General features: G+C 55.8%; 12 protein-coding genes. 9 read left to right on the top strand and 3 right to left on the bottom strand.

Annotation, left to right across the window (positions count from 1 at the left end; all coding sequences use genetic code 11):
- Positions 1 to 15 precede the first annotated feature (15 nt).
- Entirely contained in the window at positions 16 to 3,720 is a 3,705-nt protein-coding gene (gene metH / locus CMN55_RS04225) for a methionine synthase (RefSeq protein ID WP_293948290.1), read from the top strand.
- 41 nt (positions 3,721 to 3,761) lie between these two features.
- Here metH and CMN55_RS04220 read toward each other — a convergent pair whose 3' ends face one another.
- Complete coding sequence (locus CMN55_RS04220) at positions 3,762 to 7,355, bottom strand: hydantoinase B/oxoprolinase family protein (protein WP_293948289.1); 3,594 nt, start codon at positions 7,353 to 7,355, stop codon at positions 3,762 to 3,764.
- A gap of 188 nt (positions 7,356 to 7,543) precedes the next feature.
- Between CMN55_RS04220 and rfbA the strand changes: the two genes are divergently transcribed.
- On the top strand, positions 7,544 to 8,413 hold the full coding sequence (gene rfbA / locus CMN55_RS04215; protein ID WP_293948288.1) for a glucose-1-phosphate thymidylyltransferase RfbA: 870 nt from the start codon (positions 7,544 to 7,546) through the stop codon (positions 8,411 to 8,413).
- A gap of 61 nt (positions 8,414 to 8,474) precedes the next feature.
- Here rfbA and cysN read toward each other — a convergent pair whose 3' ends face one another.
- Both cysN and cysD read right to left on the bottom strand, forming a co-directional pair.
- Complete coding sequence (gene cysN, locus CMN55_RS04210; RefSeq protein ID WP_293948287.1) at positions 8,475 to 10,373, bottom strand: sulfate adenylyltransferase subunit CysN; 1,899 nt, start codon at positions 10,371 to 10,373, stop codon at positions 8,475 to 8,477.
- Positions 10,373 to 11,281, bottom strand: a complete 909-nt coding sequence (gene cysD, locus CMN55_RS04205; protein ID WP_293948286.1) for a sulfate adenylyltransferase subunit CysD — start codon at positions 11,279 to 11,281, stop codon at positions 10,373 to 10,375. Before cysD ends, cysN begins: the two co-directional genes overlap by 1 nt.
- 303 nt (positions 11,282 to 11,584) lie before the next feature.
- Here cysD and CMN55_RS04200 point away from each other — a divergent pair, with 303 nt between their 5' ends.
- From CMN55_RS04200 to CMN55_RS04170, 7 genes are all read left to right on the top strand, one after another.
- On the top strand, positions 11,585 to 12,217 hold the full coding sequence (locus CMN55_RS04200; protein WP_293948285.1) for a paraquat-inducible protein A: 633 nt from the start codon (positions 11,585 to 11,587) through the stop codon (positions 12,215 to 12,217).
- Positions 12,214 to 12,867, top strand: a complete 654-nt coding sequence (locus CMN55_RS04195) for a paraquat-inducible protein A (protein ID WP_293948284.1) — start codon at positions 12,214 to 12,216, stop codon at positions 12,865 to 12,867. Before CMN55_RS04200 ends, CMN55_RS04195 begins: the two co-directional genes overlap by 4 nt.
- On the top strand, positions 12,854 to 14,563 hold the full coding sequence (locus tag CMN55_RS04190) for a PqiB family protein (protein ID WP_293948283.1): 1,710 nt from the start codon (positions 12,854 to 12,856) through the stop codon (positions 14,561 to 14,563). Before CMN55_RS04195 ends, CMN55_RS04190 begins: the two co-directional genes overlap by 14 nt.
- A 3-nt stretch (positions 14,564 to 14,566) precedes the next feature.
- Positions 14,567 to 15,196 carry a PqiC family protein gene (locus CMN55_RS04185; protein ID WP_293948282.1) on the top strand — a complete coding sequence of 210 codons (630 nt, stop codon included), beginning with the start codon at positions 14,567 to 14,569 and terminating at the stop codon, positions 15,194 to 15,196.
- Between the two features lie 25 nt (positions 15,197 to 15,221).
- The gene (locus tag CMN55_RS04180) at positions 15,222 to 15,872 is read left to right on the top strand and encodes a class II aldolase/adducin family protein (RefSeq protein ID WP_293948281.1); all 651 of its coding nucleotides are present in this window, start codon (positions 15,222 to 15,224) and stop codon (positions 15,870 to 15,872) included.
- A gap of 97 nt (positions 15,873 to 15,969) precedes the next feature.
- Complete coding sequence (locus tag CMN55_RS04175; protein ID WP_293948280.1) at positions 15,970 to 16,437, top strand: MaoC family dehydratase; 468 nt, start codon at positions 15,970 to 15,972, stop codon at positions 16,435 to 16,437.
- Between the two features lie 26 nt (positions 16,438 to 16,463).
- On the top strand, positions 16,464 to 17,381 hold the full coding sequence (locus tag CMN55_RS04170) for an SDR family NAD(P)-dependent oxidoreductase (RefSeq protein ID WP_293948279.1): 918 nt from the start codon (positions 16,464 to 16,466) through the stop codon (positions 17,379 to 17,381).
- Positions 17,382 to 17,412: the final 31 nt, after the last annotated feature.

Below are 17,412 nucleotides of genomic sequence, written 5' to 3'. Positions count from 1 at the left end.
CAGGCGGGGACACCAGTGAATAAATCAACAGCCTTCACCGAAATTGAAGCGATTCTGAAAAATCGAATCATGGTGCTGGATGGCGCTATGGGAACGATGATTCAAGGATTCCGTCTTGGTGAGGAGGACTATCGCGGTGATAAATATCCGGATGCTGTGAAGGATCTGAAGGGAAACAATGACCTTCTCACTCTGACCAAGCCGGAAATCATTGAGAGCATTCATGACCAGTTTCTGGCGGCCGGCGCGGACATACTGGAGACCAATACCTTCAACTCCACTTCCATTGCGCAGGCTGATTACGACCTTCAGAGCGAGGTCTATGAACTGAACCGGCAGGGTGCGGCGCTGGCCCGCCAGGTGGCGGATCGCTGGAGCGCGAAAACACCCGAACAGCCGCGCTTTGTCGCGGGGGTTCTGGGCCCGACCAACCGCACGGCGTCCATCTCCCCTGATGTTAATGATCCCGGCTACCGCAATGTCACCTTTGATGAGCTTGTGGCCGCCTATGACGAGGCGTTGCGCGGCCTGATGGATGGCGGCGCGCAGATTATCCTTATTGAAACCGTATTTGACAGCCTCAACTGCAAGGCGGCCATCTATGCTGTCCTGAGTTATTTTGAAGAAACCGGCGTCCGGCATCCCGTGATGGTGTCGGGAACGATTACGGATGCTTCCGGCCGCACATTGTCGGGGCAGACGGCAGAGGCCTTCTGGGCGTCCATGGCGCATGTGGAACCGATCAGTATCGGATTTAATTGTGCCTTGGGTGCCAAGGACTTGCGTCCGCATATTAAAGCTGTTTCCAATATTGCGAATACGGGCGTGAGTGTTCATCCCAATGCCGGGCTTCCCAATGAGCTTGGGGAATATGACGATACGCCGGAATATATGGCGGAGCAGCTGGCGGAATTTGCAACAAGCGGCCTTGTCAACATTGTCGGGGGGTGCTGCGGAACGCGGCCCGATCATATCAAGGCAATCGCCGAAGCGGTCGGCAATATTCCGCCGCGATTGCTTCCCGAGCTGGACCCCATGTGCCGCCTGAGCGGTCTGGAGCCGCTCTACCTTGATGATGTGGTGGGCTTCATCAATGTCGGTGAGCGTACGAATGTGGCTGGTAGCGCGAAATTCAAGAAGCTGGTGATGGAGGGGCAATATGATACTGCCCTCGATATTGCCCGCGATCAGGTGATTAATGGCGCGCAGATCGTCGATGTGAATATGGACGATGCGATGCTGGACGCGAAGTCGGCCATGCAGACCTTTCTCAACCTGATTGCCTCAGAGCCGGATATCAGCCGGGTGCCGTTGATGATCGACAGCTCCAAATGGGAGGTGTTGCAAACGGGTCTCAAATCCGTTCAGGGCAAGGGCATTGTCAATTCAATCTCCCTGAAAGAGGGGGAAGAAGAGTTTATTGCCCATGCACGGGAAATTCGCCGTTTCGGCGCCGCCGTTGTTGTCATGGCTTTCGATGAGGATGGGCAGGCGGACAACCGGACGCGGATGGTCGAAATCTGCACACGCAGCTACAGGATTTTGACGGAAGTGGTTGGTTTTCCTCCGGAAGACATCATTTTTGATCCGAATATCTTTCCCATCGCAACGGGCATTGATGAACATCGCAACTTCTCCGTTGATTATATCGAGGCGACGAAAGAGATAAAACGCACATTGCCTCATGTGCATATCAGTGGCGGGGTCAGCAACATGTCCTTTTCCCTGCGCGGGAATAATGCCATGCGCGAGTCCATGCATTCCGTCTTTCTTTTTCACGCCATTCAGGCGGGGATGGATATGGGCATTGTCAATGCAGGACAGCTCGCCGTTTATTCTGATATCCCGGAGAATATCCGGGAACGGATTGAAGATGCGGTTCTCAATCGGCGGGAAGATGCAACGGAGCGATTACTGGAAGTGGCAGAGGAAGCTGTCGGCCAGTCCCGCGGAAGTGCTGTCGATCTCTCCTGGCGGGAGGGAAGCGTCGGGGAGCGATTGACCCATGCGCTTGTCAAAGGCATCTCCGATTTCATTATCGAGGATACAGAAGAAGCCCGGCAGCAGTTCCCGCGCCCCATTCAGGTGATCGAGGGGCCGCTGATGGACGGCATGAATGTGGTAGGCGATCTGTTCGGCTCCGGCAAGATGTTCCTGCCGCAGGTGGTCAAAAGCGCCCGTGTGATGAAACAGGCGGTTGCCTACCTGCTGCCATACATCGAGGCGGAGAAGGAGCAGTCGGGCGCGAGCCAGACCAAGGGCAAGATCCTGCTCGCGACCGTGAAAGGCGATGTGCACGACATCGGCAAGAATATCGTCGGCGTTGTTCTGCAATGTAACAACTTTGAAGTGATCGACCTTGGCGTAATGGTGCCCTATCCAAAAATCCTGGAAACCGCGATTGCCGAAAAGGTAGATATTATCGGACTTTCCGGGCTGATCACCCCGTCGCTGGAGGAAATGGCGACGGTGGCCGCCGAAATGCAGCGACAGCAGTTTGTGTTGCCGCTGCTGATTGGTGGGGCGACCACATCGAAGGTGCATACGGCCCTTAAAATCGCGCCCCAATATGACGGCTCCACCATCTATGTGACGGATGCATCCCGCGCCGTCGGCATTGCGACAAAACTGACCAGTAAGGACAGCAATCTGGAGCTTGTCGCCAGCATCAAGGAGGAATATCAGACGGTGCGGGAGAATTACCTCAAGAAATCCCGCAAAGATACGCTGAGCCCGCTCCGTGAAGCCCGCGCCAATGCCGCGCCCATTGACTGGTCAGGCTACACGCCGCCTGTGCCGAGTTTCACAGGGGTGCGGGAATTCAACGTCGATCTTGCCGCCCTTGTTGACTATATCGACTGGACCCCTTTCTTCCGGACATGGGAATTGGCCGGGCATTATCCGAAAATCCTCACCGATGCCGTGGTCGGGGAAACGGCAACGGAGCTTTATAATGATGCCCGGGCCATGCTGGATAAGGTAATTTCAGAGAAATGGCTTGAGGCGCGGGCGGTTGTCGGTTTCTTCCCGGCGGCGCGGGAGGGGGATGATGTCATCCTTTACACGGATGAAAGCCGAAAGGTGGAGCGGCACCGTTTTCATTTCCTGCGTCAGCAGATGAAGCGGAGCAATGGACGCGCCAACTTCTCGCTTGCCGATTTTATCGCGCCGACAGGGTCGGGTCTGAAAGACTATATCGGCGGGTTCGCTGTAACGTCGGGTCTTGGGATCGAGAAAAAGCTCGAAGAATTCAAGCTAACCCATGATGATTACAGTGATATCATGCTGAAAGCCCTTGCTGACCGTCTGGCGGAAGCTTTCGCGGAATATATGCATGAGCGGGTTCGCAAGGAACTCTGGGGCTATGCTTCAGAGGAAAACCTCACGAATGAGGAGCTGATACGTGAGGAATATCGCGGTATTCGCCCGGCGCCCGGCTACCCGGCCTGTCCGGAGCATTCGGAAAAGCGCGGGCTGTTTAAGCTGCTGGATGTGGAGACAAATGCCGGGATCACGCTGACCGACAGCTTTGCGATGTTACCGGCCTCCTCGGTTTCCGGGCTGTATTTCTCACACCCTGAGGCCCGTTATTTCGGTGTCGGCAATGTCGGCATTGACCAGGTGGAGGATTACGCCGCGCGTAAAGGCATCACGGTTGAGGACGCTGAAAGGTTATTGGCTTCCAATATCTCCTATGACCGGGTGCGGCGGGCAAGTTAGCCTGAACTTCAGATTTTGAAGCTAACTTACGGGAAATAAACCTATTTCCCGTACCCGCCGCCCGTTGGTGTCTGGATGACATAGAGATCGCCTGCCGCCATTTCGGTGGAGGAACGGGCTTCCAGTTCCTCCCTCTGGCCATCATGCCGTTCGACCCACTGCTTGCCGACTTCCCCGTCATCACCACCTTGCAGCCCGAAGGGTGGGATCCGGCGATGACTGGAGAGTAGCGATGCGGTCATCGGTTCCAGAAAACGGATCTTGCGCAGCGTGCCCGCGCCGCCCCGATGATGGCCCTTACCGCCTGATCGATGACGAATTTCAAAACTCTCCAGCAGCACAGGAAAGCGCCATTCCAGCACCTCCGGGTCTGTGAGGCGGGAATTGGTCATATGGGTATGGACCGCATCGGTGCCGTCAAAGTCAGGTCCGGCGCCGGAGCCGCCGCAGATGGTTTCATAATATTGATAGCGGTCATTCCCGAAGGTGAAGTTGTTCATGGTGCCTTGCGCGGCGGCCATCACTTCCAGTGCGCCAAACAGGCAATCCGTAATGCATTGAGATGTCTCCACATTGCCCGCCACCACGGCCGCCGGATATTCCGGGGACAGCAGGGACTTTTCCGGCACAATGATTTCAAGCGGTTTGAGACACCCGGCGTTGAGGGGAATATCCCCATCGACAAGGCAGCGAAATACATAAAGCACTGCCGCGGTCGTGACAGCGCGCGGGGCGTTATAATTGGTCGGATGCTGGCCGCTGCTGCCTGTGAAGTCGATACAGGCGCTGCGGGCGTTCTTATCAATGGTGATGTTGACGGAAATCTTATATCCGTCATCCATGGCATAGGTGAAGGATCCACTTTTCAGGACATCCAGAACCCGGCGGACGGATTCTTCGGCATTGTCCTGAACATGGCCCATATAGGCATGCACCACCTCCAGACCGAAATGATCGACCATGCGGCGCAACTCCTGTATGCCTTTTTCACAGGAGGCGATCTGCGCCTTCAGATCGGCCATATTCTGATCCGTATTGCGGGACGGATAGGGTCCGGATTTCAGGATATTGACGATTTCCGCCTCGCACAGCTGGCCGCCATCGACCAGCAGCACATTATCCAGAATGACGCCTTCCTCCGCCACCGTGCGACTATCCGGCGGCATGGAACCGGGTGTCGTGCCGCCGATGTCGGCATGATGCCCACGGCTTGCCACATAAAAGAGAACGTCGTTGCCGGCGGTGTCAAAAACCGGCGTGATCACCGTGACATCGGGCAGGTGAGTGCCGCCGTTATAGGGGGCGTTCAAGGCAAAGACATCGCCTGCCTTCATGGTGCTGCCATGTTTGGCAATGACGGCCTTGATACTCTCCGACATCGAGCCGAGATGCACCGGCATATGCGGGGCATTGGCGATAAGATCACCGTTCAGATCGAACACCGCGCAGGAAAAATCAAGCCGTTCCTTGATATTGACGGAATAGGCAGTCTTTTCAAGGACGGTGCCCATTTGCTCCGCCACATTCATAAAGAGATTGTTGAATATCTCCAGCATGACAGGATCGACTTCCGTGCCGATAGCCATATCGCGTTTGAGGGGGACGACACGGCTCAGCAGCAGGTCACCGCGCAGCGTTTTCTCGGCCTGCCAGCCGGGTTCTATAACCGTTGTGCCGGTTGCCTCGACAATCACGGCAGGGCCGCCAACCCTAGTATCCAGTGGCATATTATCCCGGTTATAAAAGGGACAGTCCTGCCATTTTCCTTCCATGTAAACGGATTTGCTGGAAAGCGATTTCAGATTGTCATCTTGCGGCCGGGGAGTGACCTCGTTGTTCTTTTCGGCGGCGCCAATGACTTCCACAGCGACAGCTTCGACAATCATCGGCTTTTCCGGTGTGGTGAAACCAAACCGCTGGCGGTGGGTGGCTTCAAAAGCCGGGATGACCTCCTCCGGTGCGCCATCCTCTACGATCATGGCGGTGTCGGATCCCTGATATTTGACATGCAGGCGGCGGATTGTTGACATGCGGCTTGCGGGCATTCCCTGCGCCCGCATTTCTTCCTCCCCGTTATGCGCTAAGTCATCCAGTGCCTTTGAAATAGTTTCCAGTGATTTGTTTTCATAGGCTATTTCCAGTGCCTGCTCCTTCATGACCCGCAGATCGGCCAGCCCCATACCAAAGGCGGAGAGAACCCCGGCAAAGGGATGCAGCAGGATTTTTTTCATGCCGAGGCTGTCGGCGACCAGGCAGGCATGCTGTCCGCCCGCGCCGCCGAAGGAGGTCAGCACATATTCAGAGACATCATAGCCCCGCTGGGTGGAAATCTTCTTGATGGCATTGGCCATATTCTCCACGGCGATGAACAGAAAGCCGCGCGCCACTTCCTCGGGGCTGCGATTGTCGCCGGTGGCGGCATTGATTTTATCCGCAAGGGCGCGGAATTTTTCGCGGACAATCTCCACATCCAGCGGTTCATCTGCATCAGGGCCGAAGACGGGTGGGAAATAATCGGGGGAGAGCTTGCCGAGCATGACGTTACAGTCGGTGACGGTCAGCGGTCCGCCTTTGCGGTAGCAGGCGGGGCCTGGATCCGCCCCGGCGCTGTCCGGCCCGACGCGATAACGCGCCCCATCGAAATGCAGGATGGAGCCGCCGCCCGCCGCCACCGTATGGATCAGCATCATGGGCGCGCGCATGCGCACCCCGGCGACTTCCGTCTCAAATGTGCGCTCATAACCCCCGGCATAGTGCGACACATCGGTGGAGGTGCCGCCCATATCGAAGCCGATCACCTTCTCAAACCCCGCGAGACCGCTGGTTTCCACCATCCCGACAACGCCGCCCGCCGGACCGGAGAGAATGGCATCCTTGCCCTGAAAGAAATGGGCATCGGTCAGGCCGCCGTTCGATTGCATGAACATCAGCCGCGTATCGCCAAGTTCTGACGCCACCCGATCGACATAACGGCGGAGAATGGGGGAGAGATAGGCATCCACGACGGTAGTATCCCCGCGGCTGACCAGCTTCATCAGCGGGCTTGTCTCGTGGCTGGTGGAGACTTGCGTAAAGCCGATCTCACGGGCAATCTCTGCCGTGCGTTTCTCATGATCGGTGAAGCGGTAACCATGCAGGAAGGCAATGGCGCAGGCGCGAAGACCATCATCAAAGGCGGCCTTAAGCTTGGCGCGGGTATCCTCTTCATCAAGGGCCCGGATCAGATCCCCGCGGGCGCCGATCCTCTCTTCCACCTCGATCACGCGGCTGTACAGCATTTCCGGCAGTTCAATATTCAGCGCGAAGAGTTTCGGGCGCGTCTGATACCCGATACGGAGGGCGTCCCGAAAGCCCTTTGTGGTCACCAGGAGCAGCGGCTCGCCTTTGCGTTCCAGCAGGGCGTTTGTCGCGACGGTAGTGCCCATTTTCACCGCATCGATTTTCTCTGCGGGGAGGGGGTCGCCTTTGGTCACGCCCAGCAGATCGCGAATGCCCTGAAGGGCGGCATCCTCATATTGTTCCGGATTTTCACTCAGCAGTTTATGGGTGACAAGCCCGCCATCCGGCCGCCGGGCAACAAGATCGGTGAAGGTGCCGCCCCGGTCGATCCAGAACTGCCACTTATCTGCCGTCATCCCGTTCGCCTGATCCGTCATACCCGTTCCAATCATACCCGCCGCTGCTTGCCTTCCAATCCTTAACATCTGGTTCGGGCAGAGGTAAAGCGCCAAGGAACGGGAGGCCGTTTAAGAGTTTTTAAACCCTGTTCCGTCCATGATATGCTATAACGCAACGCTTTGACATGAATGGTAGAGACAGGATTATGGCGCATAAAGGTATTATTCTCGCAGGTGGTACAGGCAGCCGGTTGCACCCGCTGACAATCGGTGTCAGCAAACAGCTGATGCCTGTTTATGACAAGCCCATGATCTATTACCCGCTGGCGACCCTGATGCTGGCGGATATCCGCGATATCCTGATCATTACGACGCCGGAGGAGCAGGCAGTTTTCAAGCGCGTCCTGAAAGACGGTTCGCAGTGGGGGCTAAATATTTCATACGCAGCTCAACCATCGCCCGATGGTCTGGCGCAGGCCTTTATTATTGGGGCGGAACATATCGGTGATGATCATTCTGCTCTGATTCTGGGCGATAATATTTTTTATGCCAGCCGTTTCAGCGACCTTCTCAAAAGCGCGAGAGCGCGGGAGACAGGCGCGACGATCTTCGGCTATCATGTCTCAGATCCGACTGCCTATGGCGTTGCGGAATTTGATGAGACAGGCAAAGTGATCGGGGTCGAAGAAAAACCGAAGAATCCCAAATCCAACTTCGCCATTACCGGTCTATATTTTTACGACAATCAGGTGATCGACTTTGCGAAGCATCTGAAACCGAGTGCCCGCGGGGAGCTGGAAATTACCGATCTCAACCGCCTCTATCTTGATCAGGGGCAATTAAATATGGAATTTCTCGGGCGCGGCAGTGCCTGGCTCGATACCGGAACCCACGATAATCTGCTGGAAGCCTCGCAGTTCGTGCAGACGATTGAGAAACGGCAGGGCCTTAAAATTGCCTGCCCCGAAGAGATCGCTTACCAGAAGAAATTCATCACGGCGGAGGAGCTGGTCGCCCTCGCTGAACCGCTTCGCAAGAGCGGATATGGAGATTATCTGCTGACACTTCTGAAATAAAAGAAAGGGCGGCATAACCGCCCTGTTCTATTTCTGATCTTCCCGCATTCGGGCAAGAGCGTTAGATAAATCCCCGCTGTTCCAAGACGGCGATGATCTGGTCGGCGGCATCTTCCGGGCTTGTCCGGCTGCCGTCAATGATGATCTCCGCATTTTCCGGCCGTTCGTAATCCGATGATATGCCGGTGAAGTTTTTGATCTCGCCGGCACGCGCCTTTTTATAGAGACCCTTGATATCCCGCGCTTCGCAAACCTCAAGCGGTGTATCAACGAAGACCTCCAGAAATTCGTCCGTCTCCAGCAGATTACGGGCCATCTGCCGCTCGCTCCGGAAGGGGGAGATGAAGGAGACAAGCGTAATCAGTCCCGCATCCACCATCAGTTTTGACGTTTCGCCGACACGACGGATATTCTCCACCCGATCCGCATCGGTAAAGCCGAGATCCTTGTTGAGCCCGTGACGGACATTGTCGCCATCCAGCAGATAGGTATGTTTGCCAAGGGAATGCAGTTTCTTTTCCACCAGGTTAGCGATGGTCGATTTGCCTGATCCAGACAGTCCGGTGAACCAGAGGACGGATGCCTTCTGCCCTTTCTGGATCGCCCGCGCTGACTTGTTGATGTCAACGGCCTGCCAGTGGATATTCTCCGCCCGGCGCAGCGCGAAGTCGATCATTCCGGCGGCAACAGTGGCATTGCTGAAGCGGTCAATCAGGATAAAAGCGCCGGTTTCACTGATTTTGATATAAGGATCAAAGGTGATCGCCTTGTCCACGGTGACGTTGCAGACGCCGATTTCATTCAGTTCCAGCGTTTTGGAGGCCGTATGCTCCATCGTGTTGACATTGACCTTGTATTTCAGGTTGCTGATCCGCGCAGCCGTGGTACCCGTGCCGAGCTTGAGGAGATAGGTCCGGCCGGGCAGCATGGGTTCGCTGTTCATCCATACGATCTTAGCCTCGAACTGATCGGCGGAGGAGGGGCGGTCTTGCGTCTCACAAAGAATGTCGCCGCGGCTGATATCAATTTCATCGGCAAGCGTCAGGGTTACCGCCTGGCCGGCAATGGCTTCTTCGAGGTCGCCATCCATGGTGACAATGCGGGATATCTTGCTGCTCTGCCCCGAGGTAGGCTCGACGATTGCGTCGCCGACCCGGATGCGCCCGCTGGCGATGGTGCCGGAAAAGCCACGAAAGTCGAGATTGGGCCGATTAACCCATTGCACGGGAAAGCGGAACGGGCCGTTCAGGCGGTCGCGCCCAATTTCGATCGTCTCCAGATGCTCCAGAACCGCCGGGCCGCCATACCACGGCATGGCCTCACTCGCGCCGATCATGTTATCCCCATTGAGGGCGGAGACGGGAATTGTGGTGATTTCCTCAAAACCGAGTTTTTCAGCGAATGTAAGATAATCGGCCCGGATCTTGTCGAAAACAGTCTGATCATAATCAACCAGATCCATCTTATTAATGGCGAGGATCACTTTCCTGATGCCAAGCAGCGAGACCAGATAGCTGTGCCGCATGGTCTGGATGAGCACACCTTTTCGCGCGTCAATCAGGATGACGGCAAGATCGGCGGTGGAGGCGCCGGTCACCATATTGCGGGTATATTGCTCATGCCCCGGCGTATCGGCGACGATGAATTTGCGCTTGTCGGTGGCGAAGAAGCGATAGGCAACGTCAATAGTAATGCCCTGTTCACGCTCCGCCTGCAATCCATCCAGGAGAAGGGCGTAGTCTATCTCGCCATTCTGGGTGCCGATGCGCTTGCTTTCCGCCGTCAGAGTGGCAAGCTGGTCTTCGAACAGCAGTTTCGAATCCCACAGCAGGCGGCCGATAAAGGTGCTCTTGCCATCGTCCACGCTGCCGCAGGTGATGAAGCGAAGAAGGTTCTTCTGTTCCTGTGTTTTGAGATAGGCGTCGATTTCGGCCGCCGTCTGCATGGACAAATCATTCATCAGAAATATCCTTCCTGCTTTTTCTTCTCCATCGAGCCGGCCTGATCCTTGTCGATGAGGCGGCCCTGCCGTTCGGATGTGCGGGCGACGAGCATTTCCTGAATAATCTCCGGCAATGTGGCGGCGGTGGATTCAATCGCGCCGGTTAGAGGATAACAGCCAAGGGTGCGGAAGCGGATGGACTTCATCGCCGGTGTTTCCCCCGGTTCAAGCGGCATCCGGTCATCATCGACCATGATCAGCATGCCATCGCGCTCCACCACCGGGCGCTTTTCGGCAAAATAGAGCGGCACGATGGGGATATCCTCCATATAGATATATTGCCAGATATCCAGCTCCGTCCAGTTGGAGAGGGGGAAGGCGCGGATGCTCTCTCCTTTTCGGACGCGGCCGTTATAAAGATTCCACAGCTCCGGCCGCTGGTTTTTCGGATCCCAACGGTGATTTTCATTGCGGAAGGAAAAAACCCGTTCCTTGGCGCGGCTGGCCTCCTCGTCACGACGGGCGCCGCCGAAGGCCGCATCAAATTTATAATGGTCGAGGGCCTGTTTCAGCGCCTCCGTCTTCATCACGTCCGTATGCAGCGCCGAGCCATGGGTGAAGGGGCCGATGCCACGCTTCACGCCTTCCTGATTGATATGGATCAGAAGTTCCAGCCCATATTCCTTCACGATGGTATCGCGAAAATGAATCATGTCGCGGAATTTCCAGGTGGTGTCGACATGAAGCAGCGGAAAGGGCACAGGAGAGGGATAGAAAGCCTTGCGCGCCAGATGCAGTAGCACCGCGGAATCCTTGCCGATGGAATAGAGCATGACGGGATTTTGAAATTCCGCCGCCACTTCCCGGAAGATATGAATGCTCTCCGCCTCAAGCTGTCTGAGATGGGTTAAACGCGTCAGGTTCATGATATATCCGTTTCACATTTGCAGTAGGCTTCGTACCGCTTCGGGCAAGGGATTACATAATATAGGGACATGCCACAAGTAGAAACAAGGCAATTATACATATATATCATGTGATATAAGCATTTTATCAAAAATTTCTCGGATAAATGCTGTCAGAGGGTCGAAACGTCTGTTTCGGGACTGCTGTAGAAGGGGTGGTTGGCGCGCATTTAACCTGTGCCACCGGACTTCATGATCAAATCAATTGAATGCGGCGAAGGGTCCGACTATCCTCCATCCCTGATCTCCAGTTGAAAGAGTGGTATGAGGATCGACCGTCACTTTACCTACACCGAGAGTCATATGGCCTGTCCCGAATGCGATTTGCTGCATTTGGTGAGCGACATCCGCGAAGGAGAGCAGGGACATTGTATTCGCTGCGGGGCGCTGTTATTCGTGCGGCATCGCAACAGCCTTGATCGGGCGCTGGCCTTCTCGCTGACTGGCCTCAGCTTTTTTATTCTCGCCAATCTGTTCCCCTTGCTTACTTTCGAGATGGAAGGACAGACAGAGTCGAACCGGCTGATTGATGGGGCAATTGCTTTCTGGCAGGCGGGTTACTGGGAGTTGGGTATCGCCGTTTTCATTTTCAGCGTATTTGCACCGCTTGCCGTGCTGCTGGTGCTGGTGACATTGCTATTGCCACTCCGCCTTGGTCGGGCGCCACTATTTGTGAAGCTTCAGATCCGGCTGCTTGTCTTTCTGAAGCCCTGGGCGATGTCGGAAATTTTCATTCTCGGCATTATTGTTGCCTTTGTGAAGTTACAGGATTTTGCTGATGTGGGAATTGGCCTTTCATTGTTCGCCTTTATCCTGATGGTGATCGCGACGGTTATGGCCTATCTGACCCTGGATACGCGGGCGCTTTGGGCCCGGCTTGAGGAACTGGCGGTATGAATGGGGCGCAGCAACAGGCACGGCTCACCGCGGCATCCATCGAAGCCGTCTCCTGCCATATCTGTAACCTGCTGGTTTCCGACAGCTACCGGCGGCGGCATGGCAATATCTGTCCGCGCTGCGGGACGGCCCTGCACCGCCGCAAGCCCGACAGTATGAGCCGGACATGGGCGTTGCTGATCGCGGCAGCAATCCTTTATGTGCCGGCCAATGTATACCCGATTCTGACTGTGGTTTCCTTCGGCCAGCCGACCACCAGCACCATCATCGGCGGGGTGATTGAATTGGCGGCGGGTGGACAATGGGTGATTGCGGCCGTCGTATTCATCGCCAGTGTCTTCGTCCCGATCTTCAAAATTCTCGCTTTACTTTTTCTGGCGCTTTCTGTGCAATTGAAATGGCAGGCCCGGCCGCGGGCGCGCACGTTGCTTTACCGGTTTACGGAATTTATCGGTCGCTGGTCGATGATTGATATTTTTATGATCTCGATCCTGATCGCTCTGGTGAAGTTGCAGGCGCTGGCGACGGTGACTGCGGGACCGGGGGCGATTGCCTTTGCCGCAGTGGTCATTATCACCATGTTCGCGGCGATGACCTTTGATCCGCGACTGATCTGGGATACGGAAGGAATGGGTGATGACGGAGGATAAGCAGCAGGCCGTGCCGGAGGCAAAGGTGCGCCGGGGTTATGCGAGCCTGATGAGCATCTGGATTGTTCCCGCCATCGCGCTTGGTGTCGCCCTGTATCTGATTTTTCAGACACTGGCGGAGCGGGGGTCGGAAATCACCATTGTCTTTGAGGATGCGGAGGGCATGGTGCCGGGCAAGACCCAGCTCCGCTACAAGGATGTGGAAATCGGTGTCCTGAAACGCATTGAATTTCTCGACGAAAGTAATGAGGTGGCGCTCAAAGTTGATGTGACGGCAACCGCCGAAAAATATCTGACTGAAACGGCCAGTTTCTGGATTGTCTCTCCTTCCATCGGATTGCAGGGTATCAGCGGCCTTCAGACCCTGCTTTCAGGCGCCTATATCGAAATTGATCCGGGGGAGGGCGGCGCCCGCAAAACCGAGTTTGAGGGGCTTAAAATTCCGCCGGTCGTCACCTCGACCCAAAAGGGAACGGAATATATTCTTTCAACGGAGAAGCTGAATAATATCAATCGCGGCACACCGATTATCTACAAGGGGCTGACGGTTGGCAGTGTGCTCGGTTATCGCCTGGCGGAAGATAAGACGGCCGTTGATGTCTACGCCTTTGTGGAAAACCCATATGACGAGCTGGTGCGCGGGGGAACGCAGTTTTGGAATGCAGGCGGGGTCAATCTTTCGGTCACGACATCCGGGTTCGAGGTGGGGGCCAGTTCCCTGCAAAATCTGATCGTTGGCGGGATTGAATTTGCGACACCACCACGCCATCAGGATACCTCTCTTGCCGCGGCGCGTCAGAAATTTACGTTGTATGACAATGAAAAGGCGCGCGATGATGCACGCTTCACCGAGAAAATTATCTATATCCTCTATTTTGATGGGTCGGTGAGTGGGCTTGCCGTTGGCGCCAACGTGGAATTCAAAGGCATCAAGGTTGGCACCGTGCGCCGGATTGGTCTTGAGATCGACGAACATAACCTGAAATATTATATCCCCGTGCTGATCGAGATTGAACCGCAGCGGCTGCGGATCACGGACAGCGGCAGAAGCGCCCGCTCGGTTGAGGAAACGCGGGAAGCAAGGCACAAGCTGGTCAGTAACCTGATTGACAAGGGGTTGAAGGCCAAGCTCAAAATCGCCAACTTCCTGACGGGTCAGCTCATCGTTGATCTTGATCTTTTGCCCGATCAGGAGGCCGTATTCATTGCCAAAAACGGTCGCCTGCCGGAAATTCCCACCGTTGCTGCGGACCTGGAGGCTATCGCCACCTCCGTCACCCGGCTGATGGCCAAGCTTGACCGTCTGCCGATTGAGGAAATCGGCAGGAATCTCAATGGCACCATGCAGGGGCTGGATAAGCTGATCGGTTCGGGTGAATTGCAGGCGACCATCACGGAATTCCGCCAGTTGGCATCTACGGTCCGGAATGTGGCGGAGAGTTTCGAGAAAACAACGATGCCGGGCATCGGGGCAACGCTGGAAAGTACGGAAGCCGCGGTCAAACGGATCGAGACGACCCTGGCCGCTGCGGAGGCAATGTTTACCTCCGTCGATGGTCTGATTGCCGATGGCTCGCCCTTCAAATATGATCTGATGAATATGATGCAGGAGCTGGCGGCGGCTAGCCGGTCGGTACGCAGTCTTGCCGACTTCCTGGAACGCAACCCCAATGCCCTGATCAGCGGAAAAAGATAGACCATGATGACCCTTAAAAAATACCTCGCTCTGGTCAAAGTTGCTCCGCTGTTATGGCTGTTGTTCACGCTGGCCGCCTGTGCCGCCTTGCCCGGGTCGGCGCCGACGAATTTCTACATTCTCAAACCGGCGGGGGATCTGAAGATGTCCGGCGGTGCGCTTGCCGAGGGAGTATCGGTCGGTGTGGGGCCGGTGCAGATACCGGGCTATGCCGACCGGCCGCAGATTGTCACTTTCGATCAGGGTTCCGCCATAGAGGTGCATGATTTCGATCACTGGGCGGAACCGCTGCCGGAGGCGATCCGCCGGGTGCTGACCAGCAATGTGTCGTCTCTTCTAGGCGCGGCGCGGGTCTTTCCCTATCCTGCCGATTTCCGGCCTGACCGTCAGGCCGTTCAGGTCGCCGTCAATATCATTGATATCACGCAAAGCTCCGATGGGCGGGCGGTCCTGTCCCTCCGCTGGCATGTGCGGGCGCTGTATGACAATGTGGTGCTCGGCCGGTTTGTGAAGTCTTATGAAGCGCCGGGAACGCCGGGGGATTTGGGTTCCTACGCCGAAGGCCTCAGCGGACTTTTGGGCAGGCTGTCCGAGGATATTGCGGCCTCCCTTGCCGACCTTGATCTTTCCTGACGGACCATAGGCGGATAATGGGGATATGAACCACCTTCAACAGCGCAAGGAGCTGATTAGCGCCGTCCGGCGGATGAATAAAATCGGCATCAATCACGGTACATCCGGCAATGCCAGCGTCCGCGTGGACGGCGGCTATCTGATTACTCCTTCGGGCCTCGCCTATGAGGAGCTGGAACCCGCCGATATCGTTGAGATGAGTTTCGACGGCGAAGTCTCCGGCCGCTGGAATCCATCCAGCGAATGGCGGTTCCATCATGATTTGCTCGTTGCCCGGCCCGATTTCAACGTCATTCTGCATACCCACGGCAAGGCGGTGATGACACTTGCCTGTCAGCGGATCGAACTGCCCCCCTTTCACTATATGATCGCCGTCGCAGGAGGAAACACAATTCGTTGCGCTGATTATGCGACCTATGGCACGCAGGAATTGTCAGACAATGCCCTTCTGGCCATGCAGGATCGCAAGGCCTGCTTGCTCGCGAACCACGGCTTGTTGGTGGGAGAGACGAGCTTCAAACGCGCGCTCTCCCTGGCGGAGGAGGTAGAGACACTATGCGATACCTACTGGCGTATCCTGCAAACCGGTACGCCGGTGCTACTGACCGAAACACAGATGGCAGAGGTTCACGCGCAATTTGCGAAAGGCTACGGGATGCCGCAAAAAGACGAATGAGGAGAGGGCGCCTCACCCGTGAGAGATGAAAAGGCTATCGCCTTTCCCAGAAACAGGATAGAAAAAACCCATAACAACAAGATATAGGGAGAAAAAAATGACAGACCCGCTGAGACTTCCAAAGGAAGATTATCTGAAATCCGTCGGGACCGAATATGGTCCGACCGACTGGATGTTGATTGATCAGGCGCGCATCAACAAATTCGCCGAGGCGACCGATGACTTCCAGTTCATCCATGTCGATCCGGAACGGGCGGCCAAGGAAACTCCCTTCGGCGCGACGATCGCGCACGGCTTCCTGACGCTGTCCCTGCTGGCCTATCTGGTGCCGCAGATCCAGCCGAAGATTGATGGCATCAAAATGGGTATCAACTATGGTCTCGACAAGCTGCGCTTCCTGCAACCGGTCAAAGTGAATAGTGAGATACGGGCGAAAATCAAAATTCTCAGTATCGAGGAAAAACGTCCCGGCCAATATCTGACCAAGACGGAAGTCACCATTGAAATCAAGGGTGAAGACAAGCCAGCGCTGATCGCCGAATGGCTTGGGATGAGCATGACCTGACATTTAAGAAATATTGAGGAGACACTATGAGCATTCGATTTGATGGCCGCGTGGCAATTGTCACAGGTGCGGGCAATGGGCTCGGGCGCAGTCATGCGCTCGGACTTGCTGCCCGCGGCGCGAAAGTGGTGGTCAATGATCTGGGCGGGTCTGTCGATGGCAGCGGCGGTTCCTCCGATGCGGCAAAGGCCGTCGTCGCGGAAATCGAAGCGGCGGGCGGCGAGGCCATTGCCAATGGCGCCAATGTCACCGATATGGAACAGGTCATGGCCATGGTCGATGCGGCAATGGCAAAATGGGGCCGCATTGACATTCTGGTGAACAACGCGGGCGTGCTGCGGGATAAATCCTTCTCGAATATTGACCTTGCAGATTTTTCCTTCGTTCTCGATGTGCATCTGATGGGATCAGTCAACTGCTCGAAGGCTGTCTGGAATGTCATGCGAGATCAGAATTATGGTCGTATCGCCATGACCACATCGTCAAGCGGCCTTTATGGCAATTTCGGTCAGGCCAATTACGGGGCGGCGAAAATGGGGCTGATCGGGTTGATGAATACGCTGGTGCTGGAAGGGGCGAAATATGGCATCCGTGTCAATGCCCTCTCTCCTTGTGCCGCGACCCGCATGACGGAAGGGCTGATCCCGGAAAACCTGCTGGAATTGCTGACGCCGGAATCGGTGACGCCTGCGCTGCTCTATATTGTTTCCGAGAATTGTCCCAACCGCACCATCATCACGGCGGGGGCCGGCACCTATGCGCGCACCATCATTAATGAGACGGCAGGAAAATGGCTGGCGGAAGGGGAACGCAGCCCCGAAAATATCGCCAAGATGTGGAACGAAATTGCCGATCCGGCCACGCAGAGCGAATATATGAACGGCAATGATCAGACCACCAACATGCTGACCAAGGCGGCAAACGGTCTCGGTATCAAAATTTGACTATTTGCCGGACAACGGATCACATGAGGAT

Source organism: Sneathiella sp., assembly GCF_002694385.1.
Classification (GTDB): Bacteria; Pseudomonadota; Alphaproteobacteria; order Sneathiellales; family Sneathiellaceae; genus Sneathiella.
The sequence above is the reverse complement of the archived record's forward strand: the minus strand, read 5'-3'. Positions and strand labels throughout refer to the sequence as shown.

Coding starts and splice junctions, on each gene's coding strand:
- CMN55_RS04185 (WP_293948282.1), top strand. CDS start 14,567: ATGATGACCCTTAAAAAATACCTCGCTCTGGTCAAAGTTGCTCCGCTG.
- CMN55_RS04175 (WP_293948280.1), top strand. CDS start 15,970: ATGACAGACCCGCTGAGACTTCCAAAGGAAGATTATCTGAAATCCGTC.
- CMN55_RS04195 (WP_293948284.1), top strand. CDS start 12,214: ATGAATGGGGCGCAGCAACAGGCACGGCTCACCGCGGCATCCATCGAA.
- CMN55_RS04200 (WP_293948285.1), top strand. CDS start 11,585: ATGAGGATCGACCGTCACTTTACCTACACCGAGAGTCATATGGCCTGT.
- cysN (WP_293948287.1), bottom strand. CDS start 10,373: ATGAATGATTTGTCCATGCAGACGGCGGCCGAAATCGACGCCTATCTC.
- CMN55_RS04190 (WP_293948283.1), top strand. CDS start 12,854: ATGACGGAGGATAAGCAGCAGGCCGTGCCGGAGGCAAAGGTGCGCCGG.
- cysD (WP_293948286.1), bottom strand. CDS start 11,281: ATGAACCTGACGCGTTTAACCCATCTCAGACAGCTTGAGGCGGAGAGC.
- rfbA (WP_293948288.1), top strand. CDS start 7,544: ATGGCGCATAAAGGTATTATTCTCGCAGGTGGTACAGGCAGCCGGTTG.
- CMN55_RS04180 (WP_293948281.1), top strand. CDS start 15,222: ATGAACCACCTTCAACAGCGCAAGGAGCTGATTAGCGCCGTCCGGCGG.
- CMN55_RS04170 (WP_293948279.1), top strand. CDS start 16,464: ATGAGCATTCGATTTGATGGCCGCGTGGCAATTGTCACAGGTGCGGGC.
- CMN55_RS04220 (WP_293948289.1), bottom strand. CDS start 7,355: ATGACGGCAGATAAGTGGCAGTTCTGGATCGACCGGGGCGGCACCTTC.